General features: G+C 48.7%; 19 protein-coding genes and 1 tRNA gene. 4 read left to right on the top strand and 16 right to left on the bottom strand.

Translation table 11 applies throughout. The features are described from left to right. Positions 1–6: 6 nt before the first annotated feature. The 5 genes from pth to AC8GFK_RS00735 form a co-directional block, all read right to left on the bottom strand. Positions 7–582 (bottom strand): aminoacyl-tRNA hydrolase, encoded by a 576-nt coding sequence (gene pth / locus AC8GFK_RS00755; RefSeq protein ID WP_506625329.1) that lies wholly within the window; start codon positions 580–582, stop codon positions 7–9. A gap of 21 nt (positions 583–603) precedes the next feature. Then, positions 604–1,221 (bottom strand): 50S ribosomal protein L25/general stress protein Ctc, encoded by a 618-nt coding sequence (locus tag AC8GFK_RS00750; protein WP_506625328.1) that lies wholly within the window; start codon positions 1,219–1,221, stop codon positions 604–606. Positions 1,222–1,362: 141 nt separating this feature from the next. Next, positions 1,363–2,343 carry a ribose-phosphate diphosphokinase gene (locus AC8GFK_RS00745; RefSeq protein ID WP_506625327.1) on the bottom strand — a complete coding sequence of 327 codons (981 nt, stop codon included), beginning with the start codon at positions 2,341–2,343 and terminating at the stop codon, positions 1,363–1,365. A 5-nt stretch (positions 2,344–2,348) separates the two neighbouring features. After that, positions 2,349–3,776: a bifunctional UDP-N-acetylglucosamine diphosphorylase/glucosamine-1-phosphate N-acetyltransferase GlmU gene (gene glmU / locus AC8GFK_RS00740; RefSeq protein WP_506625326.1), complete on the bottom strand. Its 1,428-nt coding sequence runs from the start codon at positions 3,774–3,776 to the stop codon at positions 2,349–2,351. 23 nt (positions 3,777–3,799) lie between these two features. Beyond that, positions 3,800–3,871, bottom strand: a tRNA-Gln gene (locus AC8GFK_RS00735). Positions 3,872–3,925: 54 nt separating this feature from the next. Between AC8GFK_RS00735 and AC8GFK_RS00730 the strand changes: the two genes are divergently transcribed. Then, entirely contained in the window at positions 3,926–4,435 is a 510-nt protein-coding gene (locus AC8GFK_RS00730) for a MarR family winged helix-turn-helix transcriptional regulator (RefSeq protein ID WP_506625325.1), read from the top strand. On the opposite strand, the gene AC8GFK_RS00725 is transcribed toward AC8GFK_RS00730, so the two are convergent. The 5 genes from AC8GFK_RS00725 to rsmI are packed head-to-tail and all read right to left on the bottom strand — an operon-like array spanning position 4,436 to position 9,451. Then, positions 4,436–5,347: a 4-(cytidine 5'-diphospho)-2-C-methyl-D-erythritol kinase gene (locus AC8GFK_RS00725; RefSeq protein ID WP_095673044.1), complete on the bottom strand. Its 912-nt coding sequence runs from the start codon at positions 5,345–5,347 to the stop codon at positions 4,436–4,438. It abuts the gene before it with no gap. A gap of 1 nt (position 5,348) precedes the next feature. Beyond that, a complete protein-coding gene (gene rsmA, locus AC8GFK_RS00720; RefSeq protein ID WP_506625324.1) occupies positions 5,349–6,188 on the bottom strand; it encodes a 16S rRNA (adenine(1518)-N(6)/adenine(1519)-N(6))-dimethyltransferase RsmA in 840 nt (279 codons plus the stop codon). After that, a complete protein-coding gene (locus AC8GFK_RS00715) occupies positions 6,185–7,042 on the bottom strand; it encodes a TatD family hydrolase (RefSeq protein ID WP_095673042.1) in 858 nt (285 codons plus the stop codon). Before AC8GFK_RS00715 ends, rsmA begins: the two co-directional genes overlap by 4 nt. A gap of 7 nt (positions 7,043–7,049) precedes the next feature. Beyond that, positions 7,050–8,612: a methionine--tRNA ligase gene (gene metG, locus AC8GFK_RS00710; protein ID WP_506625323.1), complete on the bottom strand. Its 1,563-nt coding sequence runs from the start codon at positions 8,610–8,612 to the stop codon at positions 7,050–7,052. Next, positions 8,609–9,451 carry a 16S rRNA (cytidine(1402)-2'-O)-methyltransferase gene (gene rsmI, locus AC8GFK_RS00705; RefSeq protein WP_506625322.1) on the bottom strand — a complete coding sequence of 281 codons (843 nt, stop codon included), beginning with the start codon at positions 9,449–9,451 and terminating at the stop codon, positions 8,609–8,611. The genes metG and rsmI overlap by 4 nt, the downstream gene beginning before the upstream one ends. 27 nt (positions 9,452–9,478) lie before the next feature. Here rsmI and AC8GFK_RS00700 point away from each other — a divergent pair, with 27 nt between their 5' ends. Further along, the gene (locus AC8GFK_RS00700) at positions 9,479–10,747 is read left to right on the top strand and encodes a dolichyl-phosphate-mannose--protein mannosyltransferase (protein ID WP_506625321.1); all 1,269 of its coding nucleotides are present in this window, start codon (positions 9,479–9,481) and stop codon (positions 10,745–10,747) included. 8 nt (positions 10,748–10,755) lie between these two features. Here AC8GFK_RS00700 and AC8GFK_RS00695 read toward each other — a convergent pair whose 3' ends face one another. The 3 genes from AC8GFK_RS00695 to AC8GFK_RS00685 are packed head-to-tail and all read right to left on the bottom strand — an operon-like array spanning position 10,756 to position 13,104. Continuing rightward, positions 10,756–11,550 (bottom strand): SepX/GlpR family protein, encoded by a 795-nt coding sequence (locus AC8GFK_RS00695; protein WP_506625320.1) that lies wholly within the window; start codon positions 11,548–11,550, stop codon positions 10,756–10,758. Between the two features lie 54 nt (positions 11,551–11,604). Further along, positions 11,605–12,180, bottom strand: a complete 576-nt coding sequence (locus AC8GFK_RS00690; RefSeq protein WP_506625319.1) for a GNAT family N-acetyltransferase — start codon at positions 12,178–12,180, stop codon at positions 11,605–11,607. Positions 12,181–12,192: 12 nt separating this feature from the next. Beyond that, a complete protein-coding gene (locus tag AC8GFK_RS00685) occupies positions 12,193–13,104 on the bottom strand; it encodes a molybdopterin-binding protein (protein ID WP_506625318.1) in 912 nt (303 codons plus the stop codon). 44 nt (positions 13,105–13,148) lie between these two features. Between AC8GFK_RS00685 and AC8GFK_RS00680 the strand changes: the two genes are divergently transcribed. After that, on the top strand, positions 13,149–13,703 hold the full coding sequence (locus tag AC8GFK_RS00680; RefSeq protein ID WP_506625317.1) for a 5-formyltetrahydrofolate cyclo-ligase: 555 nt from the start codon (positions 13,149–13,151) through the stop codon (positions 13,701–13,703). Here AC8GFK_RS00680 and AC8GFK_RS00675 read toward each other — a convergent pair. From AC8GFK_RS00675 to AC8GFK_RS00665, 3 genes are read right to left on the bottom strand one after another with little or no spacing between them, the layout of a single operon-like run. After that, positions 13,700–14,845 (bottom strand): acyl-CoA dehydrogenase family protein, encoded by a 1,146-nt coding sequence (locus AC8GFK_RS00675; RefSeq protein ID WP_506625316.1) that lies wholly within the window; start codon positions 14,843–14,845, stop codon positions 13,700–13,702. The two genes, AC8GFK_RS00680 and AC8GFK_RS00675, sit on opposite strands and share 4 nt — an antisense overlap. Then, positions 14,842–16,722, bottom strand: a complete 1,881-nt coding sequence (locus AC8GFK_RS00670) for a bifunctional copper resistance protein CopD/cytochrome c oxidase assembly protein (protein WP_506625315.1) — start codon at positions 16,720–16,722, stop codon at positions 14,842–14,844. The genes AC8GFK_RS00675 and AC8GFK_RS00670 overlap by 4 nt, the downstream gene beginning before the upstream one ends. Further along, the gene (locus tag AC8GFK_RS00665; RefSeq protein ID WP_506625314.1) at positions 16,719–17,234 is read right to left on the bottom strand and encodes a copper resistance CopC family protein; all 516 of its coding nucleotides are present in this window, start codon (positions 17,232–17,234) and stop codon (positions 16,719–16,721) included. Before AC8GFK_RS00665 ends, AC8GFK_RS00670 begins: the two co-directional genes overlap by 4 nt. Before the next feature lie 123 nt (positions 17,235–17,357). Here AC8GFK_RS00665 and AC8GFK_RS00660 point away from each other — a divergent pair, with 123 nt between their 5' ends. Further along, positions 17,358–17,558 carry an FmdB family zinc ribbon protein gene (locus tag AC8GFK_RS00660; RefSeq protein WP_095673031.1) on the top strand — a complete coding sequence of 67 codons (201 nt, stop codon included), beginning with the start codon at positions 17,358–17,360 and terminating at the stop codon, positions 17,556–17,558. Positions 17,559–17,723 lie beyond the last annotated feature (165 nt).

The raw sequence follows: 17,723 nt of genomic DNA, 5'->3' as shown, positions 1-17,723 counted from the left end.
GCCTGATTAAGAGTTGAACTTTGATTGCGTGAGATCAAGCCCTTTATCAATCAGGAACTCAACGCAATCTGCTCCGCGATCAATAAATTCGTCGATGGACTTCTTCTCTTCTTTACTAAATTGCTTGAGAACGAAATCGCCAGGATCTTGTTGCCCCATCGGACGACCGATGCCTAGACGCACACGGAAGTAATCAGCTGTTCCAAAGGAAGATGTAAGTGATTTCAAACCATTATGGCCATTATCGCCACCAGCAACCTTGGTGCGAATAGCTGCGTATGGAATATCGAGTTCATCGTGCAGAACAATAATTTTTGTTGGCTCAACAGAGTAAAAAGATGCGAGTGCCTTAATAGGCCCACCCGATTCATTCATATAGCTCTTTGATTTAGCGAGAATTACTGAATGCGCATCGACCCCAACGCCCAATTTGTAAGCGGCGATATCGGTACGAGATTTATGTGTAGAAAGTTTTACATTGTGGCGTTTAGCTAGATGATCAATGACCATCTGACCCACATTGTGACGGGTGGCAGCGTATTCATCCCCGGGATTACCGAGACCCACTACCAACCACGTCATAACGCGAAATCGTACGGGTTGTTAGTCCTTCTTCTCTGCATCTGCAGCAGGTGCCGCAGCTGCATCAGCAGCAGGAGCTGCAACAGCAACTTCTTCAACAGCTGTTGAGCGCTCTGAAAGGTGAACGATGATTGTGTTCGCTGGGCTAACAAGAGTTGTGCCAGCAGGAAGTACAACATCTGAAGCATGCTTTGAAGTTCCAGCAGCCATTCCTTCGATGTTAAGAACGAGGAACTTAGGAATTGCTGTTGCCTCTGCCTCAACTTCGATTGAGTTGTGCTGTGTCTCAAGGATGCCGTCTGGATCGTGCTTTCCTTCAGTGTGGATTGGAACTGAAACAGTTACCTTTTCTCCACGACGAACAAGAACGAGGTCGATGTGCTCGAGGATCTGCTTGAGTGGGTGGCGAACTACAGACTTTGGAAGTGTGAGCTCAGCCTTTCCATCAATATCGATGTTAAGAAGAACGTTTGACTCTTTAAGAGCTACGCCGAGTTCGCGTGCTGGAAGAGTGATGTGAAGTGGCTTCTCGCCGTGTCCGTAGATAACAGCTGGAACGAGACCTGCAACGCGTGCGCGACGTGAAGCACCCTTACCGAATTCGGTACGTGTTGTTCCCTTGATTGATACTTCTGCCATTTTAAAACTCCCCTAATAAATTCATTTAGTTGCTGTTATCGGACTTCTTTATGTTGCGAAGTTCCAGCAGGAGTTAATACCTACGCCGTCGATCACGGATAAATTTCACCCTCGCCGGAACGAGGTGAAGATTAGCGTGACTTAGCTGTGGCCGTCAAAAAGGCTAGTTACTGAGCCATCTTCGAAGACTTCGCGGATGGCGCGAGCCAGAAGTGGGGCAATTGAGAGCACAGTGAGCTTGTCGAACTTCTGGTCCTCAGACAATGGAAGTGAGTCTGTGACGACTACTTCTACGGCGCGTGAATCCTTGAGACGATCGACTGCAGGGCCTGAGAAGACTGCATGTGTTGCAGCGATGATGACATCTTTTGCGCCACCTTCGAAGAGAGCATCGACAGCCTTGGTGATTGTTCCTGCAGTATCGATCATGTCATCGATAACGACGCATGTGCGGCCTTCGACATCGCCGACGACTTTTCCAACAACTGCTTCATTTGGAATAAGTGGGTCGCGAGTCTTATGAATAAACGCGATTGGGCAACCACCGAGAAGTTCTGACCAGCGTTCTGCAACCCGAACGCGACCTGAGTCAGGTGAAACGATGGTGAGCTTTGAGCGATCGACCTTGCTGCCGACGTAATTGGCAAGCATTGGAAGTGCGAATAAATGATCGACGGGTCCGTCGAAGAATCCTTGAATCTGAGAAGTGTGAAGATCAACAACCATGAGGCGATCGGCGCCTGCTGCCTTAAAAAGATCTGCCATGAGGCGCGCAGTAATCGGTTCGCGACCACGGCTCTTCTTATCTTGGCGAGCATATGCATAGAACGGTGCAACAACAGTGATGCGCTTTGCAGATGCGCGCTTGAGCGCATCGATCATGATGAGTTGTTCCATGATCTGCTTATTGATTGGCGCAGCATGTGACTGGATTACGAATGCATCGCAACCGCGAACTGATTCTTCAAAGCGAACAAAGATTTCGCCATTAGCAAAGTCGTATGCAGATGTTGGGGTAAGAGGAATACCTAGTTCGGTGGCAACTTGCTCTGATAATTCTGGAAATCCGCGGCCTGAAAAAAGACGAAGTTTTTTCTCTGAGGATAAACGGATCTCGCTCAAGGAAGTTAGCCTTTCTGCTCATCGGTGCTGTGGCGCGATGCCGCCTCAGCAGATTTAGTGCCGGGACGCTTACGCAGAACCCAACCTATTACATTTCGCTGCTTTGCCCTACCGACACCAATCGCGCCAGGAGGAACATCTTCAGTAATCACAGATCCGGCAGCTGTGTAAGCGCCATCGCCGATTGTGACTGGGGCTACCAACATTGAATCGCTTCCGATTCGAACATGATCGCCAACGACTGTGTAATGCTTTTCAACGCCGTCGTAATTAACAAAGATAGTTGCGGCGCCGATATTGCTGCCTTCACCGATAACTGCGTCTCCTACATATGAGAGATGCGGAACTTTTGAACCTTCGCCCAAAGTGGCATTCTTCATTTCGACATATGCGCCGACCTTTGAGTTTGGTAACAACTTAGTTCCAGGGCGTAAGAATGTGTATGGACCAACGTTTGCGCCATCGCCAATGATTGCTTCAGTTGCGCGAGATTCAATAACGCGAGCACCCGCACCTACGGTGCAATCAACAAGAGTTGTACGTGGGCCAATAACCGCGCCGGTAGCTACTGTGGTTGTGCCACTAATTGCAGTGCCTGGCATCAAGACCACATCGTTTGCAACCGTAGCTGTTGCATCAACCCAAGTGCTTAATGGGTCAACGATTGTCACGCCAGCGCGCATCAAATCTTCATTGATGCGATCGCGCAAAAGAGCTGCTGATTCAGCAAGCTGAACGCGGTCATTGACGCCAAGAATTTCAATGAAGTCATCGATAAGAACTGCCGCAATCTTTCCGCCCTCGTTGCGAAGAATTTCAATAACGTCGGTGAGATAGAGCTCGCCTTGTGAATTATCGTTCTTAAGCTTTCCAATTGCTCCTGCAAGTTTGATTGCATCAAATGCATAGACGCCTGAGTTAACTTCGAGAATATCGCGCTGAACTTCATCGGCATCGCGTTCTTCAACAATGCGCAAGAGTGAATCATCATCGCCACGAATGATGCGGCCGTACCCAGTTGGATCGGGATGTTCTGCTGTCAGCACTGATGCGGTGAATCCACCGGCATGGTGTTGCTCAAGAAGTTGAGCAAGAGAAGTTCCAGTAAGCATCGGAGTATCGCCGGCAAGAACCAAGATTGTTCCGGTCGCTTTCAATCCATCGAGTGCCAACTGAGTTGCATGGCCTGTACCGCCGCGCTTTTCTTGGAAGACTGTTGTGACATGTGGAGCAACTTCTGAAAGGTGAGCTTCTACTTGTTCGCGACCTGCGCCCACAACAACGCGCACATGCTTTGGAGCGAGCGCATCGACAGCATGGAGAACGTGGCCAACAAGGGAACGACCTGAGATTGGATGGAGAACCTTGGGGGTACTCGACTTCATACGAGTGCCTTCTCCAGCAGCGAGAATCACTACTGTTTCAAGGCTCATGTGTGCAGTCTACTTCGAAATTGCTCCGCCACCAGGTATCGATCCTGGACCCTGGGCTTCAAAGGCCCATGTGCTAGCCACTACACAATGGCGGAACCTATATTCTCCCTTATCTTCGGTAGTGCTCGCGACCACTAAACTCATTTCTTATGCAGAGCAATTCGAATCCTCTTGAGCGGGATGAAGTAGACCGCCTCATAGCAGCCTGGAAGCGCGAGCGGCCGGATCTCGACCTCTCTCCCCTGGCAGTCCTTAGCCGCATTACTCGTATCGCCCGCCACCTCGATATCGCTCGTCGCGATGCATTCGGTGATCTTGAAAATTGGGGCTTCGATGTTTTGGCAGCTCTGCGTCGTGCCGGCGAACCACATCAACTTTCACCTGGCCAGCTAATGCAAGAGACCATGGTGACAAGCGGAACGATGACAAATCGCCTTGATCGCCTCGAAGAACTTCAGCTGATTACTCGCGAACAAGATCCTGATGATGGTCGCGGTTCTCTCGTTACTCTCACAAAATCTGGAATGCGTGCAGTTGATTCAGCACTTGAAGGCCTTCTTGAAAATGAACGCGAACTGCTTGGAACTTTATCGGCAGGCGATCGTGAAACGTTGGCAGAGTTACTGAGCAAGCTTGTTACAGAGTTTGACGAGAATTAATTAAATAACTTTTGCGCCGTGCACTGGTCCATGCGCACGAGCAACGCTTCCCACAACACCACTTGCTGTGAGCGCCACAGCTAAATCGAGTCCTGAATCCTCGTCGGCAACCAAGAACGCAACTGTTGGACCGGAACCCGAAACAATTGCACCAAGTGCGCCGTAATCACGACCAACTTCTAGAACAAGGCTCAGTGCTGGGCGCAACGAACATGCTGCGTTCTGTAAATCGTTGGTAAGCGCGCGACCTACTGCATCGGCATCAGCTGCAAGGAGTGATTGCATCAATTGATCTGAAACTTGAGGAGGTGCGATATCGAGTTCAGCGCGCATGCGATCGCATTCGGTGTAGACAGCAGGTGTTGATAAACCAACGCTGGAAAGTGCCAATACCCAGTGATAGGTACCGCGAGAAAGCGCTGCAGTGAGTTGATCACCGTGGCCCTGACCAATTGCAGTGCCACCAGAGATCATGAAAGGAACATCGCTACCGAGTTGCGAACCTAGTGCGTGCAACTCTTCTCGTGACATCTCGAGCTGAAAGAGGGCATCCATCGCAACCAAAGTGCCTGCGGCATCGGCGCTTCCGCCTGCCATGCCGCCTGCAACGGGAATCGATTTCTTAATTTCAATATGTACATCGACATCGAAATCAAACTTCTGGCCAACTAACTGTGCAGCTTTTACTGCAAGATTTGAGTGATCTTCAGGAACGCCGTGTGTGTGCTCGCCGGTGACAGAGATGGTGACGCCACTTCCAGGGTTTGATTTGGTAACGGTGACATCATCAAAGATGGAAATCGCTTGAAAGACAGAGACAAGGTTGTGATACCCATCGGCCTCACGAGGTCCGACAGATAGCTGCAAATTAACTTTTGCAGGTACTCGTACCGTCACTGAATTCTTAGCCACGTTAAGACTCTACCTGTTGAGATGCAATTGCGCAGAAGCCATGAATATCAAGCGCCTCTCCGCGAAGAGTTGGGTCGATTCCTGCAGCAGTTAATACCGCTTCGGCTGCAGCAGATCCGCCATACATTGATGAGAGCGCCGAACGAAGCATCTTACGACGTTGTGCAAAAGCTAAATCAATAATTGCGAATACCTTCTTGCGAAGTTCTTCATCGCCCGGTGTCTCGCGGCGCTTAAAGCCAACTAACTTTGAATCCACATTGGGTTGTGGCCAGAAGATGCTGCGCGATACAGATCCTGCGCCAGTGACATCAGCCCACCATGCAGCTTTAACACTGGGGATTCCATACTCTTTTGAATTCGGCTTGGCCGCTAATCGATCTGCAACTTCGGCCTGCACCATGACAACTCCGCTGCGCAGTGAAGGCAAGATTTCAAGTAGGTGCAGAAAGACTGGAACAGAGACGTTGTATGGCAAGTTAGCTATCAAGACAGTTGGATCAATCGGCAAGCTCTTCAGTGTCAGCGCATCTTGATTAATGACAGTCAAGATATCTGCGCGCTCTGAATGTTTTGCAGCAGTAATCGGTAATTGGCTCGCCAAGCGAGAATCAATCTCAACAGCCACGACTGCTTGCGCTTCTTCCAACATTGCCAATGTCAGCGAGCCAAGTCCTGGTCCGATTTCGAGTGCGATATCAGTTGGGGTTAAACCTGCTGTTCGCACAATCTTGCGACAGACATTTCCATCGTGAACAAAGTTCTGTCCCAGAGACTTTGAAGGTTTGAGATCGAGAGCTTCAGCAAGCTCACGAATTTCAGCAGCGCCGAGCAGGCTCATGCAAAGGATCCGAAGATACGTTCAGCATTTACAGATAGTGCGGTGGCTAGCTCTGCCACATCTTCATCGCGTTCAGCGGCCATAGCTCGCACAATGTTTGCAATCTGCGCCGGAGTATTGAGAGCCCCGCGGTGAGGAGATGGAGCTAAGAACGGTGAATCTGTTTCAACCAGTAGCTGGTCATGCGGAACAAGTTTGACCGCATCACGCAGAGCTGGCGCATTCTTAAATGTCATAGTGCCGGCGAAAGAGAGGATGTAGCCACGATCGATACAAGTCTTCGCCATCTCAACATCGCCTGAGAAGCAGTGGAAGACAGTCTTTTCTGGTGCTCCTACTTCAAGCAAAATCGAAAGAACATCGTCATGTGAATCGCGATCGTGAATCACAAGTGCTTTATTGGTGCGCTTTGCTAAATCAATATGCCATTTAAAGGATTCTTGCTGACGCTTTTGAAGCGCAGGTTCGGTGCGGAAGTAATCAAGACCGGTTTCACCAATTGCTCGAACGCGTGGATCTTGTGCAAGCTTTTCAATGATTGCCCAATCAGCTTCCAGATCTGGAACAACGGGTGCTTCATTGGGGTGCAGGGCAACAGCTGCTAGTACGCGGCCTGGAAACGCATTGGCCATATCGACACACCACTGCGATTGTTCTGCGGAATATCCAACCTGCACAATGCGATCAACATTTACTGACTTGGCATCATCAAGAACTTGGCGAACTGCATCTGAATCTGGAGCTTCATTGGTAACGATTTCAATATGCGCATGCGCATCAACTGTTGGGACAGGAAGCGGTTCAGGAAGTGGAGCAGGTTGACGATCTATATCGCGGTTGTGGCGATCGGCCATAAGAGATTTACTCTTTAACTTCTAACCGTGGGAATAAGACCGGAGTCTTTGTGACAGTTGCACCTTGTGGCAACTGACCCCAGGTCGCAACCTTAGAAATTTCTTGTTTTCCGATTTCACCAAGTGCCTCTTTTGCACCCAATGATTCCCACAAGATTTCTGTAGTTGCAGGCATAACTGGGTGGAGCAGAACAGCAAGTGCGCGAAGAGCTTCGGCGGTGTTATATAAAACTTCTTCAAGAACAGCCTGGTTCGCAGGATCCTTCGCAAGAATCCAAGGCTCTTTGATTGTGACGAAGCCATTGACCTGCTTGCAGTAATCCATCACCGCGTTGATTCCACCTTGGAAATCGAGAGCGACCATTGCTGCATCTGCCTTATCGACAGTTACCTGAAGTGCCTCAGAAAGACCCGCATCCTTAGCAACTGCAGGGACTTTTCCGCCGCAGTACTTTTCAATCATTGCAGCAAGACGTGAAGCCAAGTTGCCAAAGTCATTTGCGAGTTCAGATGTGTATCGAGCGCTCATATCTTCCCAAGAGAAAGATCCATCGCTGCCGAATGGAATCGCGCGCAAGAAGTAATAGCGGAATGCATCGACACCAAAGTGGTCGGTGATATCTGATGGAGCAATACCGGTGAGCTTGGACTTTGACATCTTCTCGCCACCGACGAGCAACCAACCGTGCGCAAATACCTTCTTAGGAATTTCGATTCCGGCAGCCATAAGCATCGCTGGCCAGATCACTGCGTGGAAGCGCAAGATATCTTTTCCGACGAGGTGAACATCTGCAGGCCAGGTCGCTGCAAACTTCTTGCCACCTTCTGAATCTGGGGCATCGGTAAGTCCTACTGCAGTTGCATAGTTGAGCAAAGCATCGAACCAGACATAGACAACTTGATCGGTATCCCAAGGAACAGGAATTCCCCAGTCGAATGTGGAACGTGAAATTGAGAGATCTGAAACGCCGCCCTCGAGGAATGAAACGACTTCGTTGCGCGCACTTTCTGGTTGGCACGCTTCAGGATTGTTCTTGTAGTGATCTAAAAGTGGTTGCGCGAATTCAGAGAGCTTGAAGAACCAGTTATTTTCATTAACGAGTTCGATTGGCTTGCTGTGAATTGGGCAGAGCTTTTCACCATCGGCATCAATGAGATCACCAGGTAGCTTAAATTCTTCGCAGCCAACGCAGTAAGGACCTTCGTACTTACCTGCATAGATATGGCCAGAATCTTTCAGTGATTGCAAAAACTTCTGAACGCGCTCTGTGTGGCGCGGTTCGGTGGTGCGGATAAAGTCATCGTTAGCGATATTGAGCGCTTGCCAATTAGGTTTCCACGCATCGGCAACTAACTTATCGACCCATGCTTGCGGTGCAACGCTGTTCTGTTCTGCAGTGCGCATGACTTTCTGACCGTGTTCATCTGTTCCGGTAAGGAACCAAACTGACTCACCGCGCTGGCGATGCCAACGAGTCAGGACATCGCCGGCAACAGTTGTATATGCATGTCCAATATGTGGCGCATCATTTACATAGTAAATAGGCGTAGTCAGGTAGAAAGACTTCATCTGCTCATCTTATTCGCATCGACTACGGCTGCATAAACGATCTTCTTAGGTAGGTCGAATTCATCGGCGACGGTAGCGATCGCGCCTTTTCGGTCCATTCCAGCGGCCTCATATTCGCGGACTCGAGCAACTGCATCATCGGCGGTCTTGCTCTGCGAGCCAGCCTCAACTCCGGCGATCACCAATGTGATTTCACCAAGTACTTCTTTACCAGCAGCCCAGGTAATGAGTTCAGCCAAAGTGCCTCGGATTGTTTCTTCGTATGTCTTTGTCATTTCGCGACAGATTGCACCTTTGCGAGATTCACCAAGAATTGCTGCAGCATCGACAAGTGATTCATGGAGTCGATGAGGCGCTTCAAAAATCACCATCGTGCGCTCTTCAAAGCGGAGTGACTCGTAGAAAGTATTGCGCGCACCTTGTGCACGCGGTGCGAAACCTTCAAAGGTAAAGCGATCTGTGGGAAGTCCAGAGAGGGCGATCGCCATCGTTGGAGCACTTGGTCCAGGAATAACAACAGTAGGAAGATTTTCAGCAATTGCATCTCGCATCAAACGGAAACCAGGATCGCTGATTGTTGGCATTCCTGCATCTGTGACAACAAGTACTTCTTTGCCTTCTCGAAGCAGTTGAAGAATTTCTTGGGTGCGATCTGTTTCATTACCTTCAAAGAAAGAGATGATGCGAGCGGTAAATGTGACGCCCAAATCTGAGGCTAAGCGATGGAATCGACGTGAATCTTCTGCGGCAATTACTTGGGCAGATTCGATAGCGTTCTTGAGGCGTTGGCTTGCATCGAGCGGATTTCCAAGTGGAGTCGCTGCAAGAACTAGGGCCATATGCGAATCCTCCCATATTCTGTACTTATGGTTGCAGCTATTGCTCCGATACTCATCGCACTTCTCTCTTTCATTCTCCGCATCGTTGATCTGGGTCAAGTAAAGGGATTTATCTTCGATGAGGTCTATTACGTCGATGGTGCACGCGATTTACTGGCATACGGCGTTGAAGTCTCTGGAGATAAAGCTGAATTCATTGTGCATCCACCTGTTGGTAAATGGTTGATTGCACTTGGAATCAAAGTATTTGGCGACGATAGCTTTGGTTGGAGATTTACCAGCGCCCTCGTGGGTTCATTGATGATTCTGCTGATTGCACTTATCGCTCATCGCCTCTTTAGAAAGACAGTACTTACAGCCCTTGCTGCAGGCTTAATGGCAATCGATGGTCTTGCTTTAGTGCATTCGAGAACTGCGCTACTTGATAACTTCCTTGCTTTCTTTATTCTCGTTGCTACATATTTCTTCCTCACTAAACGCTATTGGTGGACCGGAATAGCACTGGGCTTTGCACTTGGAACAAAGTGGAGCGCTCTCTATTTCATTGCAATCTTTGGAGCAATCGGACTGTACCGAGCATTTACTCACCATTCAGGGCGTGACTTGATCAAGCCAACACTTTCGCGCATCGGACAATTTGGAATTACTCCACTAGTCATTTACATATCTTCTTGGGCTGGATGGTTTGCAAGTAACCGCGGTTGGGATCGTAGCTACTCATCAAATGTCTTCTCTTCCTTCATTTACTATCACCAACAAATGTTGGGATTCCATACAGGCTTAACAGATAAACACACCTATCAAGCAAGCCCTTGGAGTTGGCTTGTCATGGGTCGACCAACATCTTTCTATTACGAAACTCCGCAAGGATGTGGAAGTGAAAGTTGTTCTCAAGAAATTCTCGCACTGGGCACACCCTTCTTATGGTGGCTAGGTGCAATCGCAATCTTTGTTGTATTCGGAATGTGGATCCGCGCGCTTGTTCTTAAAGAGATGGAGCCGGCACTTACCTTGATTGTTGCCGGAATTGCAGCTGGATATCTGCCGTGGTTCTTCTATCAACAACGCACAGTCTTTACTTTCTATGCAATTGTCTTTGAGCCATTCTTGATTCTTGCCCTTGTTTATTGTGCGCGCTGGATTCTTTCTCATTATGCGCGCGCGGGAGAAGTAATTATTGCTGCAGCATTTATCGTGCTCTTCTTTAACTTTCTCTACTTCTTGCCTGTCTATTTAGGCGATGTCATCACATACGAGGCATGGCGCTCTCGCATGTGGTTCCCGAGCTGGATTTAAAGGTTTACTTACTGATTCGCTGCGCGAACATCGCGCAGACGCTGTACTGCTTCATCAGCTAATTGCTGATCAAATACTTCATCGCGTGAAGGTGCAGCTGCCGCAAGTGCTTCGCGCTCAAGACGCTCTTGTTCTTCAGTCCACTTACCTGGCTCGGTCAGATCAATGACGCGCTTTGCCTGAACAGCCTTTGGCGCATTGACATATGTTGGGACTGGAATCTCATTTGGTTGCCACTGTGCACGTGATTGCGCCGTGCCCTTAGGAAGCAAGGTAACGCCAGTAAGTTCGCGCTCTGCTAGAGGTACCCAGTGGTCCTGATTAATCTTTACTTCATGATGTGTCTTTGTTGTCAGAACATCCGCAAGGTTTGTATGTGAAACACCTTCGGTGGTGCGATGTAATTGATCAACGCGACGACGTTGAATGCGATCACTATTTTCTTGACGTCGCACATGGGCGATGTAGATAACTAATCCAGTTACTGGAAGAGCGATAGCTAAATATGTGAAGGTCTGCATGATTGCACCTACCGTTGTGAGAATCATTGTGGCTGTGATGAGAGAGAAAATAATTCTGCGGCGCATGAGTTGTTGCGCTACTCGTCCTTCGCGATCTACATCTGTATAGATGACACCGGAAGTTGTATTCGCTCCGGGGGTATTACTGGCAACTACACGAAGAGCGCTTTTATATCTTTCAACGCTCTTTCCTGAAAATTCGTTCTTGTTATGTACCCAGCGAGGCAGAAAATAGGCAACCCACATGCCAATAATCGCTAGATAGATAATTCCCGAAGCCATGATGGGTAAAGATTAGAGGTGCAGGGCTTTAACCCCGTGGATTTCAAGGGGGGTTTACTTGATTAATTCATTGTTCTTAACGAAGCAGACATGGTCTCGCCATGCTCCATCAATATGCAGAAAAGCCTTGCGGTGGCCTTCTAATTCAAAGCCTGCCTTCTCGGCAACCCTGCATGATGCTGCATTTTCAGGGCGCACATTTATCTCAATGCGATGTAGCCCCAACTGTGAAAAACCAAAGGCAGATACCAACTTCACCGCTTGGGTTGTAAATCCACGGTTGGCGAAATTGCGATCGATCCAATATCCAATATGAGCCCCACGTAGCGCGCCATACATAACGCCGCCCATAGTTATCTGTCCGACCAGATTGCTGCCGTTCCAGATGAGGAATGAATATGAGCGACCTGCACGAGCTTCGCGATTGAGATTTGCGACCATCTCAAAGAAAGACGGGCGCTTTGTGTGAAATTCGCTCGCCGGACTATCTTCTGGAATCAGCGGAAGCGTTGCCTCCCAAGGGCTTAACCACTCTCGGTTTTCGGCACGGACGTTATTCCAGCGAGCGCGATCTCGAAATCTGGCTGGCCGTAGAGTGATTTCATCTCCGTGAAGAACTACGGGCCACATAGAAATAGTGCTTTAGAGGTATCGACGTTCGAGCACCACAACGGTGACATCGGCGCCTGCTGTGAGAGAAGTTTCGCCTTCGGGTACTGCGATAAATGAATTGGCATCAGAAAGCGTTGCCTGCTCATCCTGCGAGCTCAGTGGCGTTACAGACTTTCCGTCTTCGCTCAAGATTGCGCGAACGTATGAGCGATCGCCACCTGATGAAGTAAGCGCCTTTTCAAGCTTCGCCTTTACTGATGGGCGATGAATTGTTGCTGTACCAAGCATGGTGCGAATCATTGGCCTGACTAAGAGTTCAAATGAGATGTAGGCAGCGATTGGGTCGCCCGGCAAAGTGACTACCGGAGTCTTATCCGGTCCGATGGTTCCGAAGTTATGGCGACCGCTAGATTCGATGGCAATTTCAATTGTCTTCACTTCACCTATCTTTTCGAGGGTGCGAGTGATGAGATCGAAAGAGTCGTCATGGCGTTCGCCACTAATAATGATCAGGTCTGCGCGGACCAGCTGATCTTCAATCACGCTCTGCAATTGTGATTCATCATCAGGAATCGAGTGAACGCGGTATGCAACTGCGCCGACTTCGCGCACAGCGGTCGTAAGCAGCCAAGAATTTGTCTCGTACTCTTCATCAGCTTTGAGCGGAGTTCCTGGTTCAACTAAATCTGGGCCAGCCGAAATCACGACAACACGTGGATGTGGTCGAGTGGGCAGGTGATCAAGTCCGATTGAAGCTGCAAGACCGATCTGAGTTGAGCGAATACGGCTTCCGGCTTTCATGACAAGACGTTCGCCAGCGAAGATATCTTCAGCAAGAGTTGCATCGTGCGCATCAAGAAGCGGCATATCAAATGGGTCGAGAGGACGGCATAGTTCTAAAAGAGAAGTAAGTACTTCATCTACGCGCAATCGTTCTGACATAATCACTAACCTTACTTGCACAGGTCTACGTACTAGGGGATTTCATGGGTATCAGCGATGAAAAGTCATCACTTCGAACTCGATACCGCCAAGAACGTAACGCGCGTTACATCGAACATACCTTTGAATTTCTTGTGAGTTCTCCAGAATTTACTCGCGCAACCACAATCGCAAGTTACATGTCATATGGCGATGAACCAGATACTCATCAACTCAACCAAGCACTCATCGCAGCAGGAAAAACTCTCGTTCTTCCCCGCATCAATGGCGATCAGCTCGAATGGGTTCGCTGGACTGGCGAGCCAGAAGGTTTAGAGAAGGCAAAGAAAATTCTTGAACCCGTTGGTCCGGCGATCAGCGATATTGGCAAGATTGAAATTGTTGTTGTTCCGGCGCTTCGCATCGATCGAAGCGGTTATCGTCTTGGCCAAGGTGGTGGTTATTACGACCGCGCACTTCCGCAACTAGCTGCGTGGTCGATTGGTCTCATTCATCCAGATGAGATTTCAAGTGAAGATCTACCGCGCGAACCATGGGATTTTCCATTACATGCGGCAGCAACGCCCGATTTAATTCTTAGATTTCAAAAATTTAATTAAGGAAGATTGCGAGCGATAACAATTCGCTGAATCTGGTTGGTGCCTTCATAGATTTGAGTCAGCTTGGCATCGCGCATCATTCGCTCGACTGGGTAATCTGAAACGTATCCATATCCACCAAGTACCTGCACCGCATCAGTAGTGACCTTCATGGCGACATCTGTTGCATAGGTCTTGCTTGCCGCAGAGAAGAACTTCAAATCCTTATCGCCACGTTCACTTTTAGCTGCAGCCGCGTAAGTAATCTGGCGAGCAGTTTCAACAGCAATTGCCATATCGGCCAACATAAATTGAACGCCCTGGAAATCAAAGATCTCTTTGCCAAATTGCTTACGTTCATGTGAATACTTCTTCGCAGCATCGAGTGCGCCTTGCGCTAATCCAAGTGCCTGCGCTGCAATGGTGATGCGGGTGTGATCGAGGGTATCCATCGCGAGTGCGAAACCTTTTCCGACTTCGCTGATGCGTCGATCATCTCCGATAGTTACATTGTCGAAGTAGACCTCGCGCGTTGGTGAACCTCGGAATCCCATCTTCTTCTCTGGTGCACCAAAGGAGACGCCAGGATCTGATTTTTCAACGATAAATGCTGTTATTCCTTTAGAGCCAAGTGAAGGATCTGTCTGAGCGATGACTGTGTAGAACTCAGAGATACCTGCATTTGAGATCCACTTCTTACTTCCGTTAATTACCCAAGAATCGCCTTTTCGTTCGGCCTTTGTCTTCAGGGATGCAGCATCTGAACCAGATTCGGATTCGGATAAGCAGTAAGAGAAACCTTTTCCTTGTGCGAGCGGACGGAGCCAACGCTCTTTCTGTTCTTTGCTTCCACCAAGAATCAATGGAAGAGAGCCCAATTTATTAACTGCCGGAATAAGAGATGAGGCACCACACACACGTGCGACTTCTTCGATGATGATGCATGTTGCAAGTGCATCTGCGCCATCTCCACCAAACTCGGAAGGAACGTGCGCTGCAAATAACCCTGACTTCACAAGTGCATCGTGTGCCTCTTGGGGATAGCGATGATCTTCATCAACTTCGCGTGCGAATGGGGCAATTTCATTCTCGGAAAGGGATCGCAAACTATCGCGTAAATCGTTGTACTCAGATGGGAGCGTAAAGATATTTTCGAGACTCATTGCTTTCCTTCCCTCTCATCGCGACGTTGCAATTGGCTGAGATAATTATTGTATTGCGCTAATTCATCAGGTTCACCCATGGCGGCAAGACGAGCTTCATTGCGGTCGATGCGCTTGGCTTCGCGTGAATCATCACGCATCCATTGAATAAAGGTGGCAATCAGCGCCAAGATAATTGGAACTTCGCCCATCCCCCATGCAATCGCACCTGCTGCATGCTGATCTGCAAGTAGGTCAGTGAGCCATGGTGTTTGAAGAGATGCGTAGTAACCCTGATCAATCAAGGTAGTTGTCGCAAGCAATGAGATTGCAAAGAATGCATGGATGCTCATGGCAGCAAAGAGCATCACGATGCGAACAATGTGAGGAATCTTCTTTGGATTGGGATCAATTCCGATGATGACATGGAAGAAGAGGAATCCAGCAAGGAAGAAGTGGATATTCATAAAGAGGTGGCCGGCATGCGATTGCATGAGGTTTCCAAAGAGATCAGTGAAGTACAGAACAAAGAGTGAGCCATCGAATAAGGCAAGTGCGGTCAATGGGTTGGTGAGAATCACTGAATAACGTGAATGTAGGAATGCAATCAACATGCCTCGAACGCCACGTTCATCTTTTGTGCGTCCAAGGGGAAGTGTGCGCAGAGCCAGAGTAATCGGCGCTCCCAGCACGATTCCGATTGGCGCCACCATGCCGATGACCATGTGAGCGATCATGTGATATTCAAAAGAGAAGAGGGCGTAGACCCCTAAGCCGCCACTTGTTGCAAAGTCGAGTGCAGAGATACCGAGCGCGAATGCAATCGTTCTTCCTACCGGCCATGAATCACCACGACGTTTCAGAATTACTACGCCCTTAATGTAGAGAGCGACAAGGATGATGAGTATTCCGATAAAAAGTGCATCTGGGTTATATGCGATAAGCAATCGCGTGAAGCTAGGTGCTTCTGGAGTAGCCATTCCAACGATAGAAAGTGCTGGGCTGTATTTAATATTAGGTGCAAGTGGTGGTTGAGAACTTGATAACCAACTGCCAAGGACAACTGTCACGCCCATGATCAGCGCTTCAACTGCAAGAACTCGGCCCATCAAATTCCAACCGGTCTTATTGCTTTGCAGAAGAGTCTTGCGATTTCGATAGCCAAGGAAAATCAAGACAAATGTGAAGAGCGCTTTGAGAAGAATGACTCTTGCATACGCAGTTGACCATGCTGCCTCAAAGTTAAGTCGCGTCCACGCACTCGCAATTCCACTGACCACAACAGAGATTGCAGCCCATAAAGCCAGTTGGCTAAATCGAGGAAGTGCCATGGTGCGATCATCGGATGAGATAAGAAGTAACGCGAGAATTCCCCCGACCCAGAGCGATAGACCGGCAACGTGAATAACGAGAGCGCCAATTGCTAATGAGTGGGAACCGCTTGCTGCAGAGTGGCTTTGAAAGACCGGTATTACAAGAGCAAGAAGTGAAAGTCCCAAGAAGATGGTGCTGGCGAGAACTTTTTGGACGAAGTTAATTCCCACAACTACTACGGCAATTAAGGCCAGCTGGTATGCCAGATATTTACCGAGATCTACCTGTGTGAGAAATGAGTTAAGTGATGTCGCATCAAAGGCGTCGAGAAGAGATGTTCCTAAGATATTTGCGAGGGTAAGAATGATCTGAAAGGTGCTTGTCGCGAGCCAGATAAATCCGAAGATACGGAGCTTCTTACGCAGCGCCAAGGAGCTCTTTTCAAAGGCGCCCTCGCGCTCTGGCAATAGAAAGGACGTGGCCAGGAGACAACCGATAAATGCAAATGCGGCGAGAGTTGAAACTGATTTGTTGAGAGTTCCTAGAAATTCAACAGAAGTCAGATTGCCTGACAGAAAATTCATCGATCTCTATATAACTTTCGCGCATATAGAGAGAGCGCAATAGTGACAATCACTGCTGCTGCAAGAAGTCCAAGAACAAAAATTGTTGTTCCAAGATTATTTCCTGAAGGTGTTGGAATTTTTGATGGTTCAGGAGCCACTGTTGCAATCACAGTAGGTTCAGCAAAGTTAAATGTAAAAGTTCCCATGAGCGGAACATCATTTTCTGCCAAGAGCGAATAGTTGACGCTATAGATTCCGGTCTTTACCAACTGCTTAAGGCCAATAACGGCATTGATGCCATCGATGGTGAGCGCGCCATCATCTACACGCACACCCGTTGGATCAGTCACTGAGACTTCGTTTCCGGTATCCATCAAAGGTAGCTCTGTTGTGATGGTCACGGCGCTAGGTGCGCTTTGCAGAGTTGCACCCGAAAGCGGAGAGGTTGCAACGAGAGTATTGGCGAAGGCAGTCATAGGTGTTAGGAAAATTGCTCCAATGACCAATGCGATAACGCTGACCTTCTTCATGCTCACATACTCCTCTTATATTTCGATATCGGTGCTCAGAACCCGCGTGGATTCGCGCCTATCGTCTCACTTCTTTAGACTTAGGCATAGATACCCAAGAACGAATAGAAGAAAGGTCACATTGTGCCTACGTATCAATATGCATGCTCCGTGTGCGACCACGCCTTCGAAGCTTTCCAAAGTTTCTCTGAATCACCGCTGACAGAATGTCCTGAATGCAAGGGCGAAGTTCGTAAGGTGTATTCGGCGGTAGGCGTTGTATTTAAGGGTTCAGGTTTCTACAAGACCGACTCTGTTTCAAAGCCAGCTTCTACTTCAGAATAAATTAACCGTGATGTGGCGGCTTATCGCCTTTTATCTCTTCTTCGCGACGTCGATCTTCACTCTGGTCTTCACGAGGGTCGCGTTCATCCTCAGTTGTTGCAGGAAACACATCGCTCATGAGGGAACACCTGTTCTTTGAATTCGAAACCGATAACGCAATCCTAC

Source organism: Planktophila turicensis (SeqCode) (assembly GCF_965234405.1).
GTDB classification, from domain to species: domain Bacteria; phylum Actinomycetota; class Actinomycetes; order Nanopelagicales; family Nanopelagicaceae; genus Planktophila; species Planktophila turicensis.
The sequence above is the reverse complement of the archived record's forward strand: the minus strand, read 5'-3'. Positions and strand labels throughout refer to the sequence as shown.

Coding starts and splice junctions, on each gene's coding strand:
- AC8GFK_RS00685 (WP_506625318.1), bottom strand. CDS start 13,104: ATGTCAGAACGATTGCGCGTAGATGAAGTACTTACTTCTCTTTTAGAA.
- rsmA (WP_506625324.1), bottom strand. CDS start 6,188: ATGAGCCTGCTCGGCGCTGCTGAAATTCGTGAGCTTGCTGAAGCTCTC.
- AC8GFK_RS00680 (WP_506625317.1), top strand. CDS start 13,149: ATGGGTATCAGCGATGAAAAGTCATCACTTCGAACTCGATACCGCCAA.
- AC8GFK_RS00730 (WP_506625325.1), top strand. CDS start 3,926: ATGCAGAGCAATTCGAATCCTCTTGAGCGGGATGAAGTAGACCGCCTC.
- AC8GFK_RS00695 (WP_506625320.1), bottom strand. CDS start 11,550: ATGGCTTCGGGAATTATCTATCTAGCGATTATTGGCATGTGGGTTGCC.
- AC8GFK_RS00665 (WP_506625314.1), bottom strand. CDS start 17,234: ATGAAGAAGGTCAGCGTTATCGCATTGGTCATTGGAGCAATTTTCCTA.
- AC8GFK_RS00715 (WP_095673042.1), bottom strand. CDS start 7,042: ATGGCCGATCGCCACAACCGCGATATAGATCGTCAACCTGCTCCACTT.
- AC8GFK_RS00675 (WP_506625316.1), bottom strand. CDS start 14,845: ATGAGTCTCGAAAATATCTTTACGCTCCCATCTGAGTACAACGATTTA.
- AC8GFK_RS00670 (WP_506625315.1), bottom strand. CDS start 16,722: ATGAATTTTCTGTCAGGCAATCTGACTTCTGTTGAATTTCTAGGAACT.
- metG (WP_506625323.1), bottom strand. CDS start 8,612: ATGAAGTCTTTCTACCTGACTACGCCTATTTACTATGTAAATGATGCG.
- pth (WP_506625329.1), bottom strand. CDS start 582: ATGACGTGGTTGGTAGTGGGTCTCGGTAATCCCGGGGATGAATACGCT.
- rsmI (WP_506625322.1), bottom strand. CDS start 9,451: ATGGCCCTAGTTCTTGCAGCGACTCCACTTGGAAATCCGCTCGATGCA.
- AC8GFK_RS00750 (WP_506625328.1), bottom strand. CDS start 1,221: ATGGCAGAAGTATCAATCAAGGGAACAACACGTACCGAATTCGGTAAG.
- AC8GFK_RS00700 (WP_506625321.1), top strand. CDS start 9,479: ATGGTTGCAGCTATTGCTCCGATACTCATCGCACTTCTCTCTTTCATT.
- AC8GFK_RS00690 (WP_506625319.1), bottom strand. CDS start 12,180: ATGTGGCCCGTAGTTCTTCACGGAGATGAAATCACTCTACGGCCAGCC.
- glmU (WP_506625326.1), bottom strand. CDS start 3,776: ATGAGCCTTGAAACAGTAGTGATTCTCGCTGCTGGAGAAGGCACTCGT.